Here is a 16,565-nt window from a genome sequence, read left to right as displayed (position 1 = left end):
TGGACGATTCCGCGATCGCCTCCTCTCCGCTATCCGCTCCAACCAGTCGGGTCGCCACCGCCCCAGCGGTGACCGCCGATGTCGCCGCCGGGGACATCAAGACCTGAGACGGCGTCCCGCCCGCGGTCAGAGCCGCCCCCGCGGACGTGCGATCCTATCCAGCACGGGAGGCGCGATGACGGACAACAAGCGACAACGCGAGATGGCACTGGTGCTCATGCTCGCGCTCACCTTCTCCACGGGGATCGTGGATGCGGTCGGCTACCTGGGCCTGGACAAGGTCTTCGCCGGCAACATGACCGGCAACGTGGTGATCCTCGGGATGGCGCTGGTGGGCGCCGAGGGTCTGCCGTGGGTCGGCCCGCTGCTCGCGCTGATCGCGTTCATGGCCGGAGCGGTGCTCGGCGGGCGGACGCTGCGCCGGGAGAGCACCGGGTGGAACACCCGCACGAGCTGGTCGTTCACGGCCGTCGCGATCGCCCTGGCGGCTCTGACGACCGGGACGCTCATCGCCGGCGGAGTGCCCCCGAAGCCGTGGGAGCTGGTGATCACCGTGCTGCTCGCGGCCACCATGGGCTTCCAGGCGGCCGTCGCACGGCATCTGGCCGTGAAGGACGTCACGACCGTCGTCGTCACGTCCACGATCACCGGGCTGGCGGCGGACTCGGCGCTCGCGGGCGGCTCCGGGCAGCCGTGGCGGCGCCGGGCGGCGGCGGTGGTCCTCATCGCGCTCGGCGCCCTCGTCGGCGCCGCCCTGCTGCGGCTGAACATCTCCGCGGCGCTCGGGCTGGCCACGCTGGTGACGGCTGGAGCGGCCGTCGTCGGCCAGGTCGCGGCGCACGAGTCCGGCGCATCCCGCCGCGCGCGCCGGGCCGGGCGCACGACGGTCGGCTAGAGCAGGCCCGCCGCACCCGGCGCCCGGGCCTCAGCGCAGGATGCCGCGGGGCTCGCTCCACACCCCTTCGTTCGAGAGCGCCCGGTACGCGATGCGTTCGACGCCGGAGGCGCCCTCGCGCAGCGGCGTCGCGACGGCGCGCTCCGGCGTCGCGCGGAAGACGAACTTCGCCAGGCTCCGCGCACCCTCGGCGGTTCGCTTCGCGGGCCGGACGTCGAACCGGTCCGCGAAGCGCCGGAGGTTGGAGGCGCCGGGCAGTACATCGAGCGCCGGATCGAACACCCAGCTCTCGCAGACCAGGGCCGCGCCGTCGCCGAAGAACGCGCGAGCCCGGTCGAGGGACGCATCCACCGCTGCGGGGGTCAGCGGACCGGCCTCCGGGATGTGGATGTGCCGGCCATGGCCGCCGGCGTCCCGCTCGAACTGCAGCCGCCCCAGAGCCAGCACGCATCCGCAGAAGATCTGCAGCAGCCAGTCGTCGTCGACGAGGTCGCCGTAGAGCGACGCCTTGCGCGGGATGTCGTCCAGCGACTCCTCCGCCACGTCCGCCGGCACACCCCGCGACGCCATCGCAGCGACCGCTTCGCCGCGCAGCTCGCTCAACAGGCCGAGCAGCTCATCCCGTGCGACCCTCGGCGCGGGCGACCCGTGCGGCGTGCCCTCGCGCAGCATCCGGCGTAGGGCCGCCCGCGGGTCGTCCGCCGCGACCGCCCTCTCGATCCCCGTCACCGCGCGGGCTGCCCGGCGTCGAAGTACGCGACGAGTTCCGGATCGAGCGGCGGCACCGGCAGCAACGCCCCGTCGCCCCGGATGGATGCGGTCGCCGCCAGTCCCGCCGCCACCGCCTGCCGCGCCGCGACGGGCGACGTCAGGGTGGCCCCGCCGTCCCGCGCGAACCGGACGAACTCGGTCACCATGAGAGCGTCCGCTCCCCGTGGCCGCCTTCGGCGTCGGGGACGGTGAACGACTCGTCCGCGGGCGCCGCACCGCCGTGACGACGGTTCCACAGCCGCACCTCCGAACCGGCGGTGTCGCCCAGGTTCTCCAGGCGCCCCTCGGTGCCGATGACCGTGTAGTTGCGCCAGTAGTCGGGCGTGAAGTGGCACTGCTGGTACGACGCGAGGGCCCCGTTGTCGAGCACGAGGTTCACCTGGGAGATGTCCTCCACATCCACCACGGGGTTCAGCCCGGTCGCCGCGGTGGGCGGCCAGTTGTCGAAGCTGAACCAGTCCTGCACCCGTTCACCCGAGCGATCCCGGCGATCCTGGATCGCACCGTACACGGCGAGCGCTCCGATGCCCTGCACCCGTCGCGCGTAGCCGCCTGCCAGCCAGTGGATGACATCCAGGTCGTGCGCGCCCTTCTGCAGCAGCAGGCCCACCGATCGCGAACGGTCGGCATGCCAGTCCTTGAAGTAGTAGTCGCCGCCGTTGCCCACGAAGTGACGGCACCACACGGCCTTGACCTCGCCGACCCGGCCCTCCTGCACCAAGCGCCGCATCAGCGACACCACCGGCATGTGCCGCATGTTGTGACCCACGTACAGCCCCGACCCGGTGCGGTGGGCCGTCTCCAGGATGCGGTCGCAGTCCTCGAGGGAGATCGCGAGCGGCTTCTCGCAGAAGACCGCCAGGCCCGCCTCCAGCGCCGGCACGGCGACGGCCGCGTGCAGGTGGTCGGGCGTCAGCACCATGACGGCATCGAGTTCCGCGGCGAGCAGCTGGTCCAGTTCCGCGGTGAGGAGGGCACCCGGGAACGCGCCCTCCGCCTCCCGGAGCGCCCGCTCGCCGGGATCGCACACGGCGACCACGCGCGAGCCCCCGCCCGGCCGATGCGCTTCACGCGCCAGACTGCCGCGGTTGCCGTATCCGACGACGCCGATCCTGAGGTCTGCCATGGGTCCATCCTGTCCCGTTCGAGTACATTGCTGACGGTGACGACACCGACACCGCTCCTCCTCGGCCCCAACCAGCCGCTCGACCGGCCCTACCGCGGCGGCGCGGGCATCGCCCGCTTCCGCAGCACCGAGCAGCCGAGCCCGTTCACGCCGGAGGACTTCGTCGGCTCGACCACGGAGGTGTTCGCCGGCGGAGGCATCGGCCTGACGATCCTCCCCGACGGCCGCACGTTGCGGGATGCGGTGGCGGCCGACCCGGTCGGGTTCCTCGGTGAGGAGCACGTCGCCCGCTTCGGCGCGCGCACCATGCTGCTGGTGAAGCTGCTCGACACGGCGGAGCGGCTCTTCGTGCACTACCACCCCGACGACGCGTTCGCCGCGCGGCACCTGGCGAGCCCGCTCGGCAAGACCGAAGCCTGGGCGGTGATCGAGGCGCAGGACGGCTCCTACGCCGCCCTCGGGTTCCGGCGAGCGGTCGAGCAGGAGGAGGTGCGCGCCTGGTGGGAGGGTCAGGATGCGGATGCCATGCTCGACGCCATGAACACGGTGCCGCTCGCGGCGGGCGACACCCTCCTGGTTCCGGCCGGCCTGGCGCACGCGATCGGGCCGGGCGTGACCCTGGTCGAGCTGCAGCAGCCGACCGACCTGTCGATCCTGCTGGAGCGGCGGACTCTGACCGAGACGGAGGCCCTTCTCGGCCTCGACCTCGCCACGGCGATCGACGGCCTGGTGCGTGAAGCGACGCCCGGGGAGCGCCTCCATGCGCTGCGTCAGGGCCGGGGCGCCGAGACACTGTTCCCGGCCGATGCGGATCCGTTCTTCGGCGCGGAGCGCATCCGCGTGGGCGCTTCCGGGACGCGGGAGCTCGCGCCCTCCTTCTCGATCCTCGTGGTGCTCGGCGGAAGCGGGACACTGGAGACGTCCACGGCCTCGCTGCCGCTGACCCGCGGGAGCACCGTGCTGACCGCGTACGGGGACGGGCCGGTCGCCGTGACCGGAGAGCTCGAACTCATCCGCTGCCTGCCTCCGCGCTGACCATCCGGGCCGGCCGGCTGGCGGCGGCCCGGTGTCGGCGGCCGGGGATACCCTCGCGCCATGGACACCGCCTGCGCACTGTGCGGCGCCCCGGCCCACGCCGGAGCGCCGCTCGCGCTCTGCCTCGCGCACCTGCTCGAGGCGCATGAGTGGGTGGATGCGGAGTACGGCGTGACGGACGTGCTCCCGTCGCCCTGCGCCTTCTGCGGCTCCCGGCTCGGCGTGCGCTACCCGTCGGGCTGGCTGTGCGCGGTGTGCGAGTGGCGCGTGGGTGAGCCGCCTTCCGAGGGCGCGGCGACGGCCCGGGTGGATGTCGTCTACTACCTGCGGTATCGCGACCGGATCAAGATCGGCACCACCGCCAACCCCGCCCAGCGGTTCGCCGCGCTGCCCCACGACGAGGTGCTGGCGTTCGAGCGGGGCGACCGGACGCTCGAGCACCACCGGCACGAGCAGTTCGCGCGGCTGCGCATCCCCGGCACCGAATGGTTCGAGACGGATGCGGCCCTGCTCGCCCATGTCGCGGCGGTTCAGGAGGGCGCGGCCGATCCGTGGGCGCTCCTGGCGCGTTGGCGCAGCGAGGCCGCAGCGCTCCGCGCCTGAACGCGGAAGCGCCGCGGATCGCTGGGATCCGCGGCGCTCCGGTCTGGCGTCACGCGACCTCGAGGGCCTCGCGTCGCGCGGCGTGGCCGGCGGTCTCCGCCTCGAGCTTCGCGGCGAGACGCGCCATCTCGGCGGCCTCCTCGATCGACCCGTCCGGCAGGAGTGCCAGTTCGCCGGCGGCCTCCGCATCCATCACGGCGTTCGCATCCGTCGCGTCCGCGAGGTCGGGGCCTGCCGCGGCCCCGGCCCGCACGCGCGCGCTCCGCATGATCACCGCGGCCACGACCGTGACCACGCCGGCGGCAAGCGCGAGCACTCCCGCGGTCGCGAAGCCCTCGGTGTAGCCGCTCTCGGCGGGCAGCCCGTCGGGGGCGATCGCACCGGTGACGAGCGCGGTCATCACGGCGGCGCCGATGGCCGAGCCGACCGTGCGGAGGTTGGCGTTCATCCCGCTCGCGATGCCGGTCTGGGTGGGCGGAACGCTCTGCACGACGACGCTGGTGATCGCGGCGTAGATGAGGCCCAGTCCGATCCCGAACAGGCCGGAGGCGGCGGCGACCGCGACCAGCGAGCCGTGCAGGAAGGCGAGCGACAGGCTCGCGGCGCCCATGACGGCGGCCGACAGCACGATCTGCGCCCGGAAGCCGATCCAGCGGGCGAGCGGTCCGCTCAGGAATCCCGTCACGGCCATGGTCACCAGCATCGGGAGCATCAGCATCCCGGACTCCGCCACCGAGGCACCCAGGCCGTAACCGGTCGAGGTGGGCGTCTGCACGAACCGCGGGAAGAAGGCGAACACGGCGAACATCGACGCCCCGATGAACACGGCGGCCGCGTTCATCGACCACACGCCCGGCTCGCGCATCAGGCGCATGTCGACGAGGGGATGCCGCGAGCGCAGCTCGACGACGACCCAGGCCGCGAGCAGCAGCGCCGCCGCGGCGAACAGTCCGATGACGGTGGGCGACGACCATCCCCACTGCGCGCCCGTGCTGAGCGGGAGGAGCAGGGCGATCAGCCAGCCCGAGAGCAGGACGGCGGCCCACGGGTTCACGCCGCCGGTCGCACGGGTGGGCGACTCGGGGATGAAGATGAGGGCGAGCACGGCGGCCGCCCCGGTGAGGGCGACGGGGAGCAGGAACAGCCCGCGCCAGCTGAGCGCGTCCGCGAGGGGGCCGGCGAGCACCGTCCCGAGGCCGCTGCCGATCGCGATGATCGAGGCGATGGCGCCGATCGCCGAGGGCAGCCGGCGTGCCGGGAACTCGTCGCGGATGATGCCGAAGGCGAGCGGGAACATGGCGCCGCCGAGGCCTTGGATGACGCGGCCGGCGATGACGACGCCGATGGTCGGCGCCACCGCGGCGACGACGCTTCCGAGGCCGACGGCGAGGAGGGCGAGCACCAGGATGCGGCGCTTGCCCACGAGGTCGCCGACGCGGCCGAGCAGGGGCGTGGCGACCGCCGCGGCGATGAGCCAGGCGGTCATGGTCCAGGTGACACCCGCGGTGGTGGTGTGGAGGTCGGACTGGATGACGGGGAGGACGGGGACGACGAGCGACTGGAGGGTCGCGAAGGAGCCGACGCTCAGCGCCAGGATGGCGAAGGTGACTCCGGGATGGGATCGAGACATTGTCGGGGTGTTTCCGTTTCTCGAGGTGAAGGCCCGAAAGGGGCTAGAATTGGAGGGAGGCTCCGTTCGGAGGGTTCCTCCGGTTACGAGTACTACAGTACCGGAGGCTGCCTCCGTTTTGCAACCTGTTTCTTATCCGACCCCGAGAGGATGCGTTCCGTGACCGGCACCGAGCTGCCCACCCTCGGCGTGAACCGCCCGCAGCGGGCGGACGCGCGCCGCAACTTCGACGCCCTGCTCGCAGCAGCGCGCGAGGCGTTCGCCGAGCAGGGACCGGGCGCGCCGCTGGAGGACATCGCTCGTCGCGCGGGTGTGGGCATCGGGACGCTGTACCGCAACTTCCCGACCCGCGACGCGCTCGTCGAGGCGGTCTACATCGACGAGGTCGCCGCGGTGGTTCGCGCGGCGGACGAAGCGGGTTCGCTCGACCCGTGGGAGGCGGTCGAAGCCTGGCTCCGGCGCTTCGTCTCGTACGTCGGAACCAAGCGCGCCCTGATCGAGGGCCTCAACAAGGACTCCCCCGTGCTGCTCAGCTGCCGCACCTCGCTGTACGACGCCGGCGAGCCGCTCGTCCGCCGGGCGCAGGAGGCCGGGGAGCTGCGCGACGACGCGACGATCGGCGACGTCATCCGCATGGTCTCCGGCATCGCGGGCGTCGCCTTCGACGACGAGGCGCAGCGCGACCGCGTGATCGCGATGGCGGTCGACGGTCTTCGCGCTCGCTGACCAGGCTCCGGCGCGCCCCTCCCCGTAGGCTGAGTGGATGGAGCTGGGCGTCTATGCGGTGATCGCTGTCGCGGTCATCGTCGGCGTGGCCGCCTTCGCCCGCAAGCTCGGGGTGGCCGCCCCGATCATCCTCGTGATCGTCGGCGTGGTGCTGTCGTTCCTGCCGGGCGTGCCCGAGGTCGAGGTGCCGCCCGCCATCATCCTCGACGGTCTGCTGCCGCCCATCCTCTACGCCGCGGCGATCAGCGTGCCGCTGACGGACTTCCGCCGCAACCTCGCGCCGATCGCCGGGCTCTCGGTGGTCCTCGTCGTCATCACCGCCTTCGCCTCCGGCTTCGTGCTGTTCACGATGCTGCCGGACCTCAGCCTGGCCGCGGCCGTCGCCCTCGGCGCCATCATCAGCCCGCCCGACGCCGTCGCCGCGACCTCCATCGGGCGCAAGCTCGGCCTGCCGCCGCGCCTGCTCACGGTGCTCGAGGGCGAGGGACTCGTCAACGACGCGACCGCCCTGGTGCTGCTCCGCACGGCTCTGGCCGCCGCGCTCGGCGCGCTCACCACGCCGTGGGCCGGGGTCGTCGACTTCCTGTCGGCGGTGGTGATCGCGGCGGTGATCGGCCTCGTCGTGGGGTTCGTCTCGGTGTGGGTGCGCTCCAAGCTCTCCGACCCCGTGCTCGACACCGCCCTCTCGGTGGTGGTGCCGTTCGCCGCGTTCGCGCCGACCGAGGCGCTGCACGGCTCTGGCGTGCTCGCCGTGGTCATCACCGGGCTCTACACCGGGCACGCCGCGCCCCGGCAGTTCAGCGCCCAGGCGCGCATCAGCGACGCCATCAACTGGCGAACCATCCAGTTCCTGCTCGAGAACGGTGTGTTCCTGCTGATCGGGCTGGAGCTGCGCACGCTCGTCGCCGACGTGGAGCACCCGGAGGTGCTGAGCGTCTGGGATGCGGTCGGGCTCGGGCTCATCGCCGTCGCGTCGCTCGTCGTGATCCGCTTCATCCTCATCGTGCCGCTCATCTACAGCCTCCGAAGACGCGCGGAGCACGCCGAGCGCGCCGTGCTGCGGGAGTGGCTGATGATCAGCTACTTCCGGGACCATCCGGTGCGCTACCGCTGGCAGGCGCTCCGCAAACAGCGCGCCGAGCAGCGCTACGAACGCCACCGCACGGACCTGGAGGAGTACCGCCAGGAGGCCATCGACTGGAAGGGCGGTGTCGTGCTCGGCTGGGCGGGGATGCGCGGCGTCGTCACGCTCGCGGCCGCGCAGTCGCTGCCCGCGTCCATCCCGTACCGCCCGCAGCTCATCCTGATCGCCTTCACCGTCGCCTTCGTGAGCCTGGTGGTGCAGGGCGGGACGCTTCCGCTGCTCATCCGTGCCCTCGGCCTGCAGGGCGCGGATGTGGGTGAGGACCGCCGCCTGCTGGCCCGGCTGCTCGACGACCTGAGCGAGGCCGGGCTCGCCGTGCTCGACGACCCGGAGTCGGCGACCGGGGCGACCGTACCGGTGGACCCGGAGGTGGTGGAGCGCGTCCGGCAGTCGTCGTATCTGCGCGCGGAGTCGGCCTGGGAGCGGACGCTGATGAGCGACGCACCGCAGGAGAGCCGGCCGCACCACGTCTACCGCACCCTGCGCCTCGCGGTGGTGGATGCCGAGCGCACCCGCCTGCTCGAGGAGCGCGCCAAGGGCGCGTACCCGTCGCGCGTGCTGACCGAGGCGCAGTCGCTGCTCGACCTGGAGGAGACCCGCCTGCGCTCGCGCGCCCGCTGAGCGCGGCCCTCCACGCCGCGTCAATGGACGACCGCTTTCAGCACGACCAGGGTCAGCCCGACCGCCGCGATGAGCAGCGCTCCGCCGATCCGCACCCGCACCCGCGCCCCGGCGCGAGCCAGGGCGACGTAGCCGAGCGCCGCCAGCGCGAGCGCCGACGAGCCGAGCGCCGCGAGGAGCGCATCCGCGGCCGCGACGACACCCATCGCCCCGAGGCCGAGCAGCGCCAGGGGCGCCAGCGCGGCGAGGATGAGCCCGCTCGAGGCCTGGAGCGCATGGGCGAGGGCCGCTCGCACCGGCTCACGGTGGCGGTCTCCCAGAGCGGAGTGTGCGACCGTGGCCGCGAACACGTGCGCCGCCCAGATGACCGCGACCCCCTGAGCCACGGCGAGTGCGAGCGGCGCGGCGTCGGCGACGTATCGTCTCTCGATGACCACGAGCCCGGCCACGAGGACGGTGCCGTAGATCGCGAGCTCACCCGTCGCATGCCGGACGAGGGCCGCTCGGAGGCGCGCCCCTGCTGATCGCACCTTCGCCGGTGGGGCGTCGTCGACGCTCGTCCTGGTCATCTCTGCCGCGCCCCCTTCCGGAATGCAGGTCTCGTGAATGAAGACGGTGGGAACGCCGGATGATGACGAACGCCGGCCGGATGTCCCGCTTCGTCATGACCCGGCACCGAACACCGTCTTCATAGGTGAGCGCCTTCGTCCGAGGGCGACGGGAAGGGGAATCATGGAGCTCACGGTGATCCGCAGGGGCGACCGGCGCCGGATGGTGGTGTCGGTGGACGCACGGACCGAGACGGAGGCGCTGCGCACGATCCAGAACGCCGTCGGCCCAGTGAGCCTCGCGCTGGAACAGGTGGTGGTCCGCGGCCGCCGGTCCGGCTCCTCGGAACGCCACGCCCGGGGTCCCGCCCATTTTTAGTTATTCAAAACATGCCGTTAGGGTCGAGGCATGGACGGGGGACGGCACGAGAGCGCACTGCGCGAGGCCGGCCTGAAAGTCACCCGGGGACGCGTCGCGGTGCTCGAAGCGCTGGCGGACCGCCCGCACGCGAACGCCGACACGGTGTTCCGGGCGGTGCTGACGCAGCTCCCCGGAACCTCGATCCAGAACGTGCACAACGTGCTGGGCGACCTCACCGCGGCCCGACTGCTGCGGCGGATCGAGCCCGCCGGCTCTGCCGCCCGCTACGAGCGACGGGTCGGTGACAACCACCATCACGTGGTCTGCACGATGTGCGGAGCCGTCGCCGACGTCGACTGCGTCGTGGGCCACGCGCCCTGCCTGCACCCGTCGGAAGCGGGCGGGTACGCGATCGACACGGCAGAGGTCACGTTCTGGGGCGTGTGCCCGTCCTGTCAGGAGCGCGCCGCGCGCGCTCAGCAACACGAGATAGAGGAGAACGATGTCGGACGACTACACCACCACTCAGACCGGAAGCCCGGTCGCCAGCGACGCGCACTCGCTGACGGCGGGGCGTGACGGCGCGACCGCGCTGCACGACCGCTACCTCGTCGAGAAGCTCGCCCAGTTCAACCGCGAGCGCATCCCCGAGCGCATCGTCCACGCGAAGGGCGGCGGAGCGTTCGGCGAGTTCGTCGTGACCGGCGATGTCAGCGCCTACACGAAGGCGGCCGTCTTCCAGCCCGGCGCCTCGACGCGCACGCTGCACCGCTTCTCCTCCGTGGCGGGTGAGCAGGGCTCCCCCGACACCTGGCGCGACGTCCGCGGCTTCTCGGTGAAGTTCTACACGACCGAGGGCAACTACGACATCGTCGGCAACAACACCCCGGTGTTCTTCATCCGCGACGGCATCAAGTTCCCCGACTTCATCCACTCGCAGAAGCGCCTGCCGGGCTCGGGTCTGCGCGACGCCGACATGCAGTGGGACTTCTGGACGCTCTCCCCCGAGTCGGCGCACCAGGTGACCTACCTGATGGGCGACCGCGGTCTGCCCAAGTCGTGGCGCACCATGCCCGGGTACGGTTCGCACACCTACCAGTGGATCAACGCGGCGGGCGAGCGGTTCTGGGTCAAGTACCACTTCCACTCGCTGCAGGGCAACGAGGAGATCACCGGCGTCGAGGCCGAGCAGCTGGCCGGCGCGGATGCGGACTACTACCGGCGCGACCTCTACGAGGCGATCGAGCGCGGCGACTTCCCGGCGTGGCGGGTCTCCGTGCAGATCATGCCGTACGAGGACGCCAAGTCGTACCGGTTCAACCCCTTCGACCTGACCAAGGTGTGGCCGCACAGCGACTACCCGCTCGTCGAGGTGGGCATCCACACGCTGAACGAGAACCCGCAGAACTTCTTCGCGGAGATCGAGCAGGCGGCCTTCTCGCCGGCGAACACGGTGCCGGGCATCGACATCAGCCCGGACAAGATGCTGATGGCGCGTGTCTTCTCGTACCCGGATGCCCAGCGGTACCGCGTCGGCACGAACTACAACGAGCTGCCGGTCAACCGGCCCGTCGCGCCGGTGCACAACTACTCGCAGGACGGCGCCGCGCGTCACGGCTTCAAGCCGGCCGACGCCCCGGTCTACGCGCCCAACTCGTTCGGCGGCCCGGCGGCCCAACCGGAGCGCGCAGGCGAGGGCTCGTGGGAGTCCGACGGGGCGCTCGTGCGCTCGGCGGCGACCCTGCACGCCGAGGACGACGACTTCGGCCAGGCCGGCACGCTCTACCGCGAGGTCTACGACGACGCGGCGAAGGAGCGCTTCCTCGACACGATCTCGGGGGCGATCAGCGGCGTGAAGCGCGAGGACATCCGCGAGCGGGCCATCCAGTACTGGACGAACGTCGACGCGACGCTCGGCCGTCAGCTCCGCGACCGCCTGCAGTCGGGCGCGGAGACGGCGAACGAGGCGGCGGAGTACGTCGGCGTCGCGGAGTAGCACGCAACGGAAAGGGAGGTGTCCGCGGCCGGTTCGGCTGCGGACACCTCCCTTTCCCATTCCTGCCGGCGCGTCGCGTCTGCAGGTCCTCCGTTTCCGGCGCCTAGAGCGTCGCCTCGATGGTGCGGTCGTACACCGTGGTGCCGCCGACCCGCACGCGACCGTCCGCGAGAAGCTCCGTCGACAGGTCCGATCCCTCCCCCTGCGCGATGGTGAGCGACCGTCCCAGTCGGGCGGTGAGCGCGATGGCCGCCGCGCCGGTCGCCTCGTCCTCGATGATCCCCATGTCGGGCGCGAACATCCGGGATCGGATGCTGCCCGCCTCCTCGTCGATCCATGCGTAGGCGTAATGCTGGCCGGAGGTGAACGCGAACGGATCCAGCGCATCCACATCAGCCGGGGACGCGAGCTCGAGCCACTCGAAGTCGGGCGTCCACTCCGGCCGCGCGGTCACCCACGCCGTGTCCTCGTCCACCGTCACCTCGACGTCGCCGGCCGGCTCGCGGAGCACGTCCACCGGAGCGCGGCGGTCCGCCAGCCACCACGCGGTCCCGACGCTGGGGTGCCCGGCGAAGGGAAGCTCGCGTGCGGGCGTGAAGATCCGGATGGTCGCCGCGCGGCCGTCCTCGTCCAGCGCATCCAGGAACACCGTCTCGCTGAAGCCGAGCGCGTTGGCGATCTCCTGCTCCCGCGAGGCCGTGGCCGTGGAGCTGCCCACGATGCCGAGCTCGTTGCCGTTGCGTCCGCTCTCGTCCGTGAACACCCGAACGACGACTACTTCGATGGTCTCATCCATGGCATCAGCCTGGCAGACGCCATCCCCTCCGTTAACCCCGTGGGTGCATAATCGCGCCATGACGATCGAGGACCGCCAGAACGCCAGCGAAGAGGACATCGCCGTCGAGCACGCCGCCGAACGGCTGGCGGATCGCTACCCGGAGGTGCCGCGGGAGCGGATCGACGAACTGGTCGAGAAGCACCACGAGGGGTTCGACGGCGCGCCGGTGCGCGACTTCGTGCCCGTGCTGATCGAGCACGATGTGAAGCAGGAGCTCAACGCGGAAGAGCGCGCCGACTGATCGGCGCGCTCTCCCTCTGATCCCTGCTCAGGCGGGGATCAGCGTGTACTTCGTGCTGAGGTACTCGTGGATTCCCTCGAGCCCGCCCTCGCGGCCCAGACCCGACTGCTTGACCCCGCCGAACGGCGCAGCGGCGTTCGAGACGAGCCCGGTGTTGAGCCCCATCATGCCGGTGTCGACGCGGTCGATCATGCGCTGTCCGCGGGCGAGGTCCTGGGTGAAGACGTAGCCGACGAGGCCGTACTCGGTCTCGTTCGCGCGGGCGACCGCCTCGTCCTCGGTGGAGAACGTGGTGATCGCGAGGATCGGGCCGAAGATCTCCTCGCGGAGGATCTCGCTGCCGGGCTGCACATCCACGATGACCGTCGGCTCGAAGAAGAAGCCGTCGCCGTCGGGAGCGCTTCCGCCGGTGAGCACGCGGGCGCCGCGGTCGACGGCATCCTGCACCAGGGCCGTCATGGAGGCGACCGCGCGGTCGTCGATGAGCGGACCGATGGTCACGCCGTCGTCGGTGCCCCGGCCGATGCGCAGCGCGTCGACCTTCTCGGTGACCCGGCGTGCGAACTCGTCGGCGACCGACTCGTGCACGATGAAGCGGTTCGCCGCCGTGCACGCCTGCCCGATGTTCCGGAACTTGGCGAGCATGGCGCCCTCCACCGCCGCATCGAGGTCGGCGTCGCCGAAGACGACGAACGGTGCGTTGCCGCCCAGCTCCATCGACGTGCGCAGGACGTTCTGGCCTGCCTGGGCGAGCAGCGAGCGGCCCACCGGGGTCGACCCGGTGAACGAGAGCTTGCGCAGGCGCGGGTCGGCGATGATCGGCTCGGACACGGTGCGCGCCGTGCTGGTCGGGATCACGTTGACCACGCCCTCCGGCACCCCGGCGTCGGCGAGCAGCTGCGCGAAGAACAGCGTCGTCAGCGGGGTCAGCTCGGCCGGCTTGACCACCACGGTGCAGCCTGCGGCGAGTGCCGGAGCGATCTTGCGGGTGGCCATCGCGAGCGGGAAGTTCCACGGCGTGATCAGGAAGCACGGACCGACCGGTCGCTGCGAGACGACCATGGTGCCCGTCCCCTCCGGGTTCTGGCCGAAACGGCCGGAGATGCGGACCGCCTCCTCCGAGAACCAGCGCAGGAACTCGCCGCCGTAGGTGACCTCGCTGTTCGCCTCGGCGAGCGGCTTGCCCATCTCGAGAGTCATGAGGAGCGCGAAGTCCTCGCGGCGCTCCTGAAGCAGCTCCCAGGCGCGGCGGAGGATCTCGCCGCGGACGCGCGGCGCGGTGGCCGCCCACGCGTCCGCCGCGGCGACGGCGGCGTCGAGCGCGCGCATCCCATCCTCCGGGGTGGCGTTGGCGATGCGCTTGATGACGCGTCCCGTCGCCGGGTCCTGCACCTGGATCGCATCGCGGGTGCCCGCCTCCCAGCGTCCGCCGATGAAGAGTCCGCCGGGGACGCGGGCGAGCAGCTCGGACTCGCGCGCGGTCAGCTCGGCCGTGGTGGTGTCGACGATGGTCATGCGCCCGCCACCGCCTCGGCGACGACGTCCAGACCCTCGATGAGGAGGTGGTCCGGGATGCTGAGCGGCGGGAGGAAGCGGATGACGTTCCCGTAGGTTCCGCAGGTGAGCAGGACGACGCCGGCGGCGTGTGCCGCAGCGGCGACCTTCGCGGTCAGCGCCGCATCCGGCTCACCGGTCGACGGGTCGACGAGCTCGATCGCCACCATGGCGCCGCGTCCGCGGACCTCGGCGACGCGCGGGTCGGCGTCGCGCAGAGCGCCCAGCTTCTCGAACAGGATGTCGCCGATCTGACGGGCGCGGGCCGCGAGGTCCTCGGTCTCGTACGTCTCGATCGCGGCGAGCGCGGCGACGCAGGCGAGCGGGTTGCCGCCGTAGGTGCCGCCGAGGCCGCCGACCTGCGGGGCGTCCATGATCTCGGCGCGCCCGGTGACCGCCGAGAGCGGCAGGCCGCCCGCGATCCCCTTCGCGGTGACGATGAGGTCGGGCACGATGCCGAACTGCTCGGACACGAACATGGTGCCGGTGCGGGCGAAGCCGGTCTGCACCTCGTCGGCGATGAAGACAACGCCGTTGGCGTTGGCCCACGCCTGCAGGGCGGGCAGGAAGCCGTCCGCCGGGACGATGAAGCCGCCCTCGCCCTGGATCGGCTCGATGATCATGGCGGCGAGGTTCGCCGCGCCGATCTGCTTCTCGATCATGGTGATCGCGCGCTTGGCCGCCTCGGCGCCCGACAGGCCGCCGTCGCGCAGCGGGTAGCTGAGCGGCGCCCGGTAGATCTCTGGGGCGAAAGGCCCGAAGCCGTTCTTGTACGGCTGGTTCTTGGCGGTGAGCCCCATCGTGAGGTTGGTGCGGCCGTGGTACGCGTGGTCGAACGCGACGACGGCCTGCTTGCCGGTGTAATGGCGGGCGATCTTGACCGCGTTCTCCACCGCCTCCGCGCCGGAGTTGAACAGCGCGCTGCGCTTGGCGAAGTCGCCGGGCGTGAGGCGGTTGAGCGCCTCCGCTACGTCGACGTAGGAGTCGTAGGGCGCGACCGTGAAGCAGGTGTGCGTGAAGGCGGCGACCTGCGCGGTGACGGCCTCCACCACACGCGGGGCCGCGTTGCCCACACCGGTGACGGCGATGCCGGAGCCGAAGTCGATCAGGGAGTTGCCGTCCACATCCACGAGGACGCCGCCGCCGGCCGCGACCGTGTAGACGGGGATGGTGGCGCCGACACCGGCCGCGACGGCCTGCGCCTTGCGCTCGGCGCGCTTGCGCGACTCGGGGCCGGGGATCGGGGTGACGAGCCGGCGCTCCTGCGGGAGCGAGGGTCCGCCGACGGGAGTGTCGATGGCGGTGTCGAGGATGGTCATGTCCGGAATCGTAAGAAGCGGAGGCGAATCGCCGCCTGGACGCGACGTACAATCGCTGCAACGCAGATCGACACCCTGGCAGATGGAGCCCCATGCCCGCCACCCTCACTCAGCTGCTGGCCCGCCCCGAGCTGGGGCTGCGCCTGCTGACACCCGCGACCGTGGGCGACGTGGATGCGCCTCTCGCCTGGGCGCACAGCTCTGACCTGGCCGACCCCACGCCGTTCCTGGCAACGGGTCAGGTGCTGCTGGTGACGCAGCCGCCGGAGGAGCCGGAGCCCTATGTGCTGCGGCTGGTCGAGCGCGGGATCGCGGCGATCGGCTTCGGCACCGAGGTCGTGCGCGACGGCACGCCCGCGGCTCTGGTCGACGCGTGCACCCGGCACGGCCTGCCGCTGTTCGAGGTGCCGTACCGCACGCCGTTCATCGCGGTGGCCCGCTTCGTCGCCGACCGGGTCGCCGCCGACGCGTACGCCCGCAGCACCTGGGCGCTGCGCGCATCCCGCGCCATCTCGCTCGCAGCCCTGCGACCGGATGCGTTGGGCGCCGTGCTGTCGGAGCTCTCCCGCCAGATCGAGCGGCCGGTCGCCCTGGTGGGCGTCGACGGCGCCGTCGCCCGCAGCTACCCGACCGGGTCCCTGGACGCCCGCGCACGACGCGCGCTGTCGGGGGCGGCCGAGCCGCTGCTGCGCAGCGGGCGCCGGGCGGCGGGGACCGTCGGCACCGACGCCGGACCCTTCGCGCTGCAGACCCTTGGCGCGGCCGGGCGCCTGCGCGGAGTGCTCGCCGTCGGCTCCGAGGGGCTGGACCCCGCGGCGCAGCAGGTGGTCACCGGTGTCGTGGCCCTCGCCGGCCTGGCGCTGGAGCAGTCGCGGGCGGCGGATGCGGCCCGCGCCCGCCTGCGGACGGCCGTCTGGCGGGCGCTGGTCGCAGGGGACGTCGCGGTCGCGGCCTCCGTCGCCGAGCCCGTGCTCGGGCCGCTGCCCCAGCCGCCCGTCCGCGTCGCGGTGCTGCACGGCCCCGCGATCGCGGCGGCCGCCGACTGGATGGAGTCGAACGCCGACGGGTTCTTCGCCCGCGACGGGCAGGAGCTCATCGTCGTGGGCGACGACGAGGGCGTCTCAGCGCTCGCGACCCGGTTCGACCTGCGCGGCGGG

At 72.2% G+C, this 16,565-nt stretch carries 14 protein-coding genes and 3 pseudogenes; 10 read left to right on the top strand and 7 right to left on the bottom strand.

All coding sequences use genetic code 11. The features are described from left to right. Positions 1–175: 175 nt before the first annotated feature. Entirely contained in the window at positions 176–895 is a 720-nt protein-coding gene (locus ACQ86M_RS00435) for a YoaK family protein (protein WP_431246653.1), read from the top strand. 30 nt (positions 896–925) lie between these two features. Here ACQ86M_RS00435 and ACQ86M_RS00430 read toward each other — a convergent pair whose 3' ends face one another. Continuing rightward, on the bottom strand, positions 926–1,624 hold the full coding sequence (locus ACQ86M_RS00430) for a hypothetical protein (protein ID WP_431246652.1): 699 nt from the start codon (positions 1,622–1,624) through the stop codon (positions 926–928). Beyond that, a pseudogene (locus ACQ86M_RS00425) lies at positions 1,621–2,792 on the bottom strand (Gfo/Idh/MocA family protein). Before ACQ86M_RS00425 ends, ACQ86M_RS00430 begins: the two are co-directional and overlap by 4 nt. A 36-nt stretch (positions 2,793–2,828) precedes the next feature. On the opposite strand from ACQ86M_RS00425, the gene ACQ86M_RS00420 reads away from it, so the two are divergent. After that, the gene (locus ACQ86M_RS00420) at positions 2,829–3,827 is read left to right on the top strand and encodes a class I mannose-6-phosphate isomerase (protein WP_431246651.1); all 999 of its coding nucleotides are present in this window, start codon (positions 2,829–2,831) and stop codon (positions 3,825–3,827) included. A gap of 60 nt (positions 3,828–3,887) precedes the next feature. Continuing rightward, positions 3,888–4,430: a GIY-YIG nuclease family protein gene (locus ACQ86M_RS00415; protein ID WP_431246650.1), complete on the top strand. Its 543-nt coding sequence runs from the start codon at positions 3,888–3,890 to the stop codon at positions 4,428–4,430. Between the two features lie 49 nt (positions 4,431–4,479). On the opposite strand, the gene ACQ86M_RS00410 is transcribed toward ACQ86M_RS00415, so the two are convergent. Beyond that, positions 4,480–6,060, bottom strand: a complete 1,581-nt coding sequence (locus ACQ86M_RS00410; RefSeq protein WP_431246649.1) for an MFS transporter — start codon at positions 6,058–6,060, stop codon at positions 4,480–4,482. Between the two features lie 159 nt (positions 6,061–6,219). On the opposite strand from ACQ86M_RS00410, the gene ACQ86M_RS00405 reads away from it, so the two are divergent. Both ACQ86M_RS00405 and ACQ86M_RS00400 read left to right on the top strand, forming a co-directional pair. Further along, a complete protein-coding gene (locus ACQ86M_RS00405; protein WP_431246648.1) occupies positions 6,220–6,786 on the top strand; it encodes a TetR/AcrR family transcriptional regulator in 567 nt (188 codons plus the stop codon). Between the two features lie 37 nt (positions 6,787–6,823). Continuing rightward, positions 6,824–8,551 carry a cation:proton antiporter gene (locus ACQ86M_RS00400; RefSeq protein WP_431220080.1) on the top strand — a complete coding sequence of 576 codons (1,728 nt, stop codon included), beginning with the start codon at positions 6,824–6,826 and terminating at the stop codon, positions 8,549–8,551. A gap of 20 nt (positions 8,552–8,571) precedes the next feature. Here the strand turns inward: ACQ86M_RS00400 and ACQ86M_RS00395 are convergent, their stop codons facing one another. Further along, positions 8,572–9,120: a hypothetical protein gene (locus ACQ86M_RS00395; protein WP_431246647.1), complete on the bottom strand. Its 549-nt coding sequence runs from the start codon at positions 9,118–9,120 to the stop codon at positions 8,572–8,574. Positions 9,121–9,283: 163 nt separating this feature from the next. Here ACQ86M_RS00395 and ACQ86M_RS00390 point away from each other — a divergent pair, with 163 nt between their 5' ends. The 3 genes and pseudogenes from ACQ86M_RS00390 to ACQ86M_RS00380 all read left to right on the top strand — a co-directional run bounded on the left by ACQ86M_RS00390 (position 9,284) and on the right by ACQ86M_RS00380 (position 11,456). Continuing rightward, entirely contained in the window at positions 9,284–9,478 is a 195-nt protein-coding gene (locus tag ACQ86M_RS00390; protein ID WP_431246646.1) for a hypothetical protein, read from the top strand. Positions 9,479–9,508: 30 nt separating this feature from the next. Further along, positions 9,509–9,931, top strand: a pseudogene (locus ACQ86M_RS00385) (Fur family transcriptional regulator); the annotation flags it as partial. 31 nt (positions 9,932–9,962) lie between these two features. After that, positions 9,963–11,456, top strand: a complete 1,494-nt coding sequence (locus tag ACQ86M_RS00380; RefSeq protein ID WP_431246645.1) for a catalase — start codon at positions 9,963–9,965, stop codon at positions 11,454–11,456. Between the two features lie 103 nt (positions 11,457–11,559). Here ACQ86M_RS00380 and ACQ86M_RS00375 read toward each other — a convergent pair whose 3' ends face one another. After that, complete coding sequence (locus tag ACQ86M_RS00375; RefSeq protein ID WP_431246644.1) at positions 11,560–12,252, bottom strand: PhzF family phenazine biosynthesis protein; 693 nt, start codon at positions 12,250–12,252, stop codon at positions 11,560–11,562. A gap of 58 nt (positions 12,253–12,310) precedes the next feature. On the opposite strand from ACQ86M_RS00375, the gene ACQ86M_RS00370 reads away from it, so the two are divergent. Then, on the top strand, positions 12,311–12,535 hold the full coding sequence (locus tag ACQ86M_RS00370) for a three-helix bundle dimerization domain-containing protein (RefSeq protein ID WP_431246643.1): 225 nt from the start codon (positions 12,311–12,313) through the stop codon (positions 12,533–12,535). 27 nt (positions 12,536–12,562) lie between these two features. Here ACQ86M_RS00370 and ACQ86M_RS00365 read toward each other — a convergent pair whose 3' ends face one another. After that, on the bottom strand, positions 12,563–14,050 hold the full coding sequence (locus tag ACQ86M_RS00365; protein ID WP_431246642.1) for an NAD-dependent succinate-semialdehyde dehydrogenase: 1,488 nt from the start codon (positions 14,048–14,050) through the stop codon (positions 12,563–12,565). After that, entirely contained in the window at positions 14,047–15,408 is a 1,362-nt protein-coding gene (gabT, locus tag ACQ86M_RS00360) for a 4-aminobutyrate--2-oxoglutarate transaminase (protein ID WP_431246641.1), read from the bottom strand. Before gabT ends, ACQ86M_RS00365 begins: the two co-directional genes overlap by 4 nt. 92 nt (positions 15,409–15,500) lie before the next feature. Between gabT and ACQ86M_RS00355 the strand changes: the two are divergent. After that, positions 15,501–15,800: pseudogene (locus tag ACQ86M_RS00355) on the top strand (PucR family transcriptional regulator ligand-binding domain-containing protein); the annotation flags it as partial. Positions 15,801–16,565: the final 765 nt, after the last annotated feature.

The organism is Leifsonia xyli subsp. cynodontis (genome assembly GCF_050632205.1).
Lineage (GTDB): Bacteria > Actinomycetota > Actinomycetes > Actinomycetales > Microbacteriaceae > Leifsonia > Leifsonia xyli_D.
Note: the sequence above shows the minus strand (reverse complement) of the source record. Positions and strands in the feature narration are given on the sequence as shown.

Excerpts from the sequence above, each read along its gene's own strand:
- ACQ86M_RS00435 (WP_431246653.1), top strand. The coding sequence starts at position 176 with ATGACGGACAACAAGCGACAACGCGAGATGGCACTGGTGCTCATGCTC.
- ACQ86M_RS00415 (WP_431246650.1), top strand. The coding sequence starts at position 3,888 with ATGGACACCGCCTGCGCACTGTGCGGCGCCCCGGCCCACGCCGGAGCG.
- ACQ86M_RS00410 (WP_431246649.1), bottom strand. The coding sequence starts at position 6,060 with ATGTCTCGATCCCATCCCGGAGTCACCTTCGCCATCCTGGCGCTGAGC.
- ACQ86M_RS00400 (WP_431220080.1), top strand. The coding sequence starts at position 6,824 with ATGGAGCTGGGCGTCTATGCGGTGATCGCTGTCGCGGTCATCGTCGGC.
- ACQ86M_RS00395 (WP_431246647.1), bottom strand. The coding sequence starts at position 9,120 with ATGACCAGGACGAGCGTCGACGACGCCCCACCGGCGAAGGTGCGATCA.
- ACQ86M_RS00390 (WP_431246646.1), top strand. The coding sequence starts at position 9,284 with ATGGAGCTCACGGTGATCCGCAGGGGCGACCGGCGCCGGATGGTGGTG.
- ACQ86M_RS00380 (WP_431246645.1), top strand. The coding sequence starts at position 9,963 with ATGTCGGACGACTACACCACCACTCAGACCGGAAGCCCGGTCGCCAGC.
- ACQ86M_RS00375 (WP_431246644.1), bottom strand. The coding sequence starts at position 12,252 with ATGGATGAGACCATCGAAGTAGTCGTCGTTCGGGTGTTCACGGACGAG.
- ACQ86M_RS00370 (WP_431246643.1), top strand. The coding sequence starts at position 12,311 with ATGACGATCGAGGACCGCCAGAACGCCAGCGAAGAGGACATCGCCGTC.
- ACQ86M_RS00365 (WP_431246642.1), bottom strand. The coding sequence starts at position 14,050 with ATGACCATCGTCGACACCACCACGGCCGAGCTGACCGCGCGCGAGTCC.
- gabT (WP_431246641.1), bottom strand. The coding sequence starts at position 15,408 with ATGACCATCCTCGACACCGCCATCGACACTCCCGTCGGCGGACCCTCG.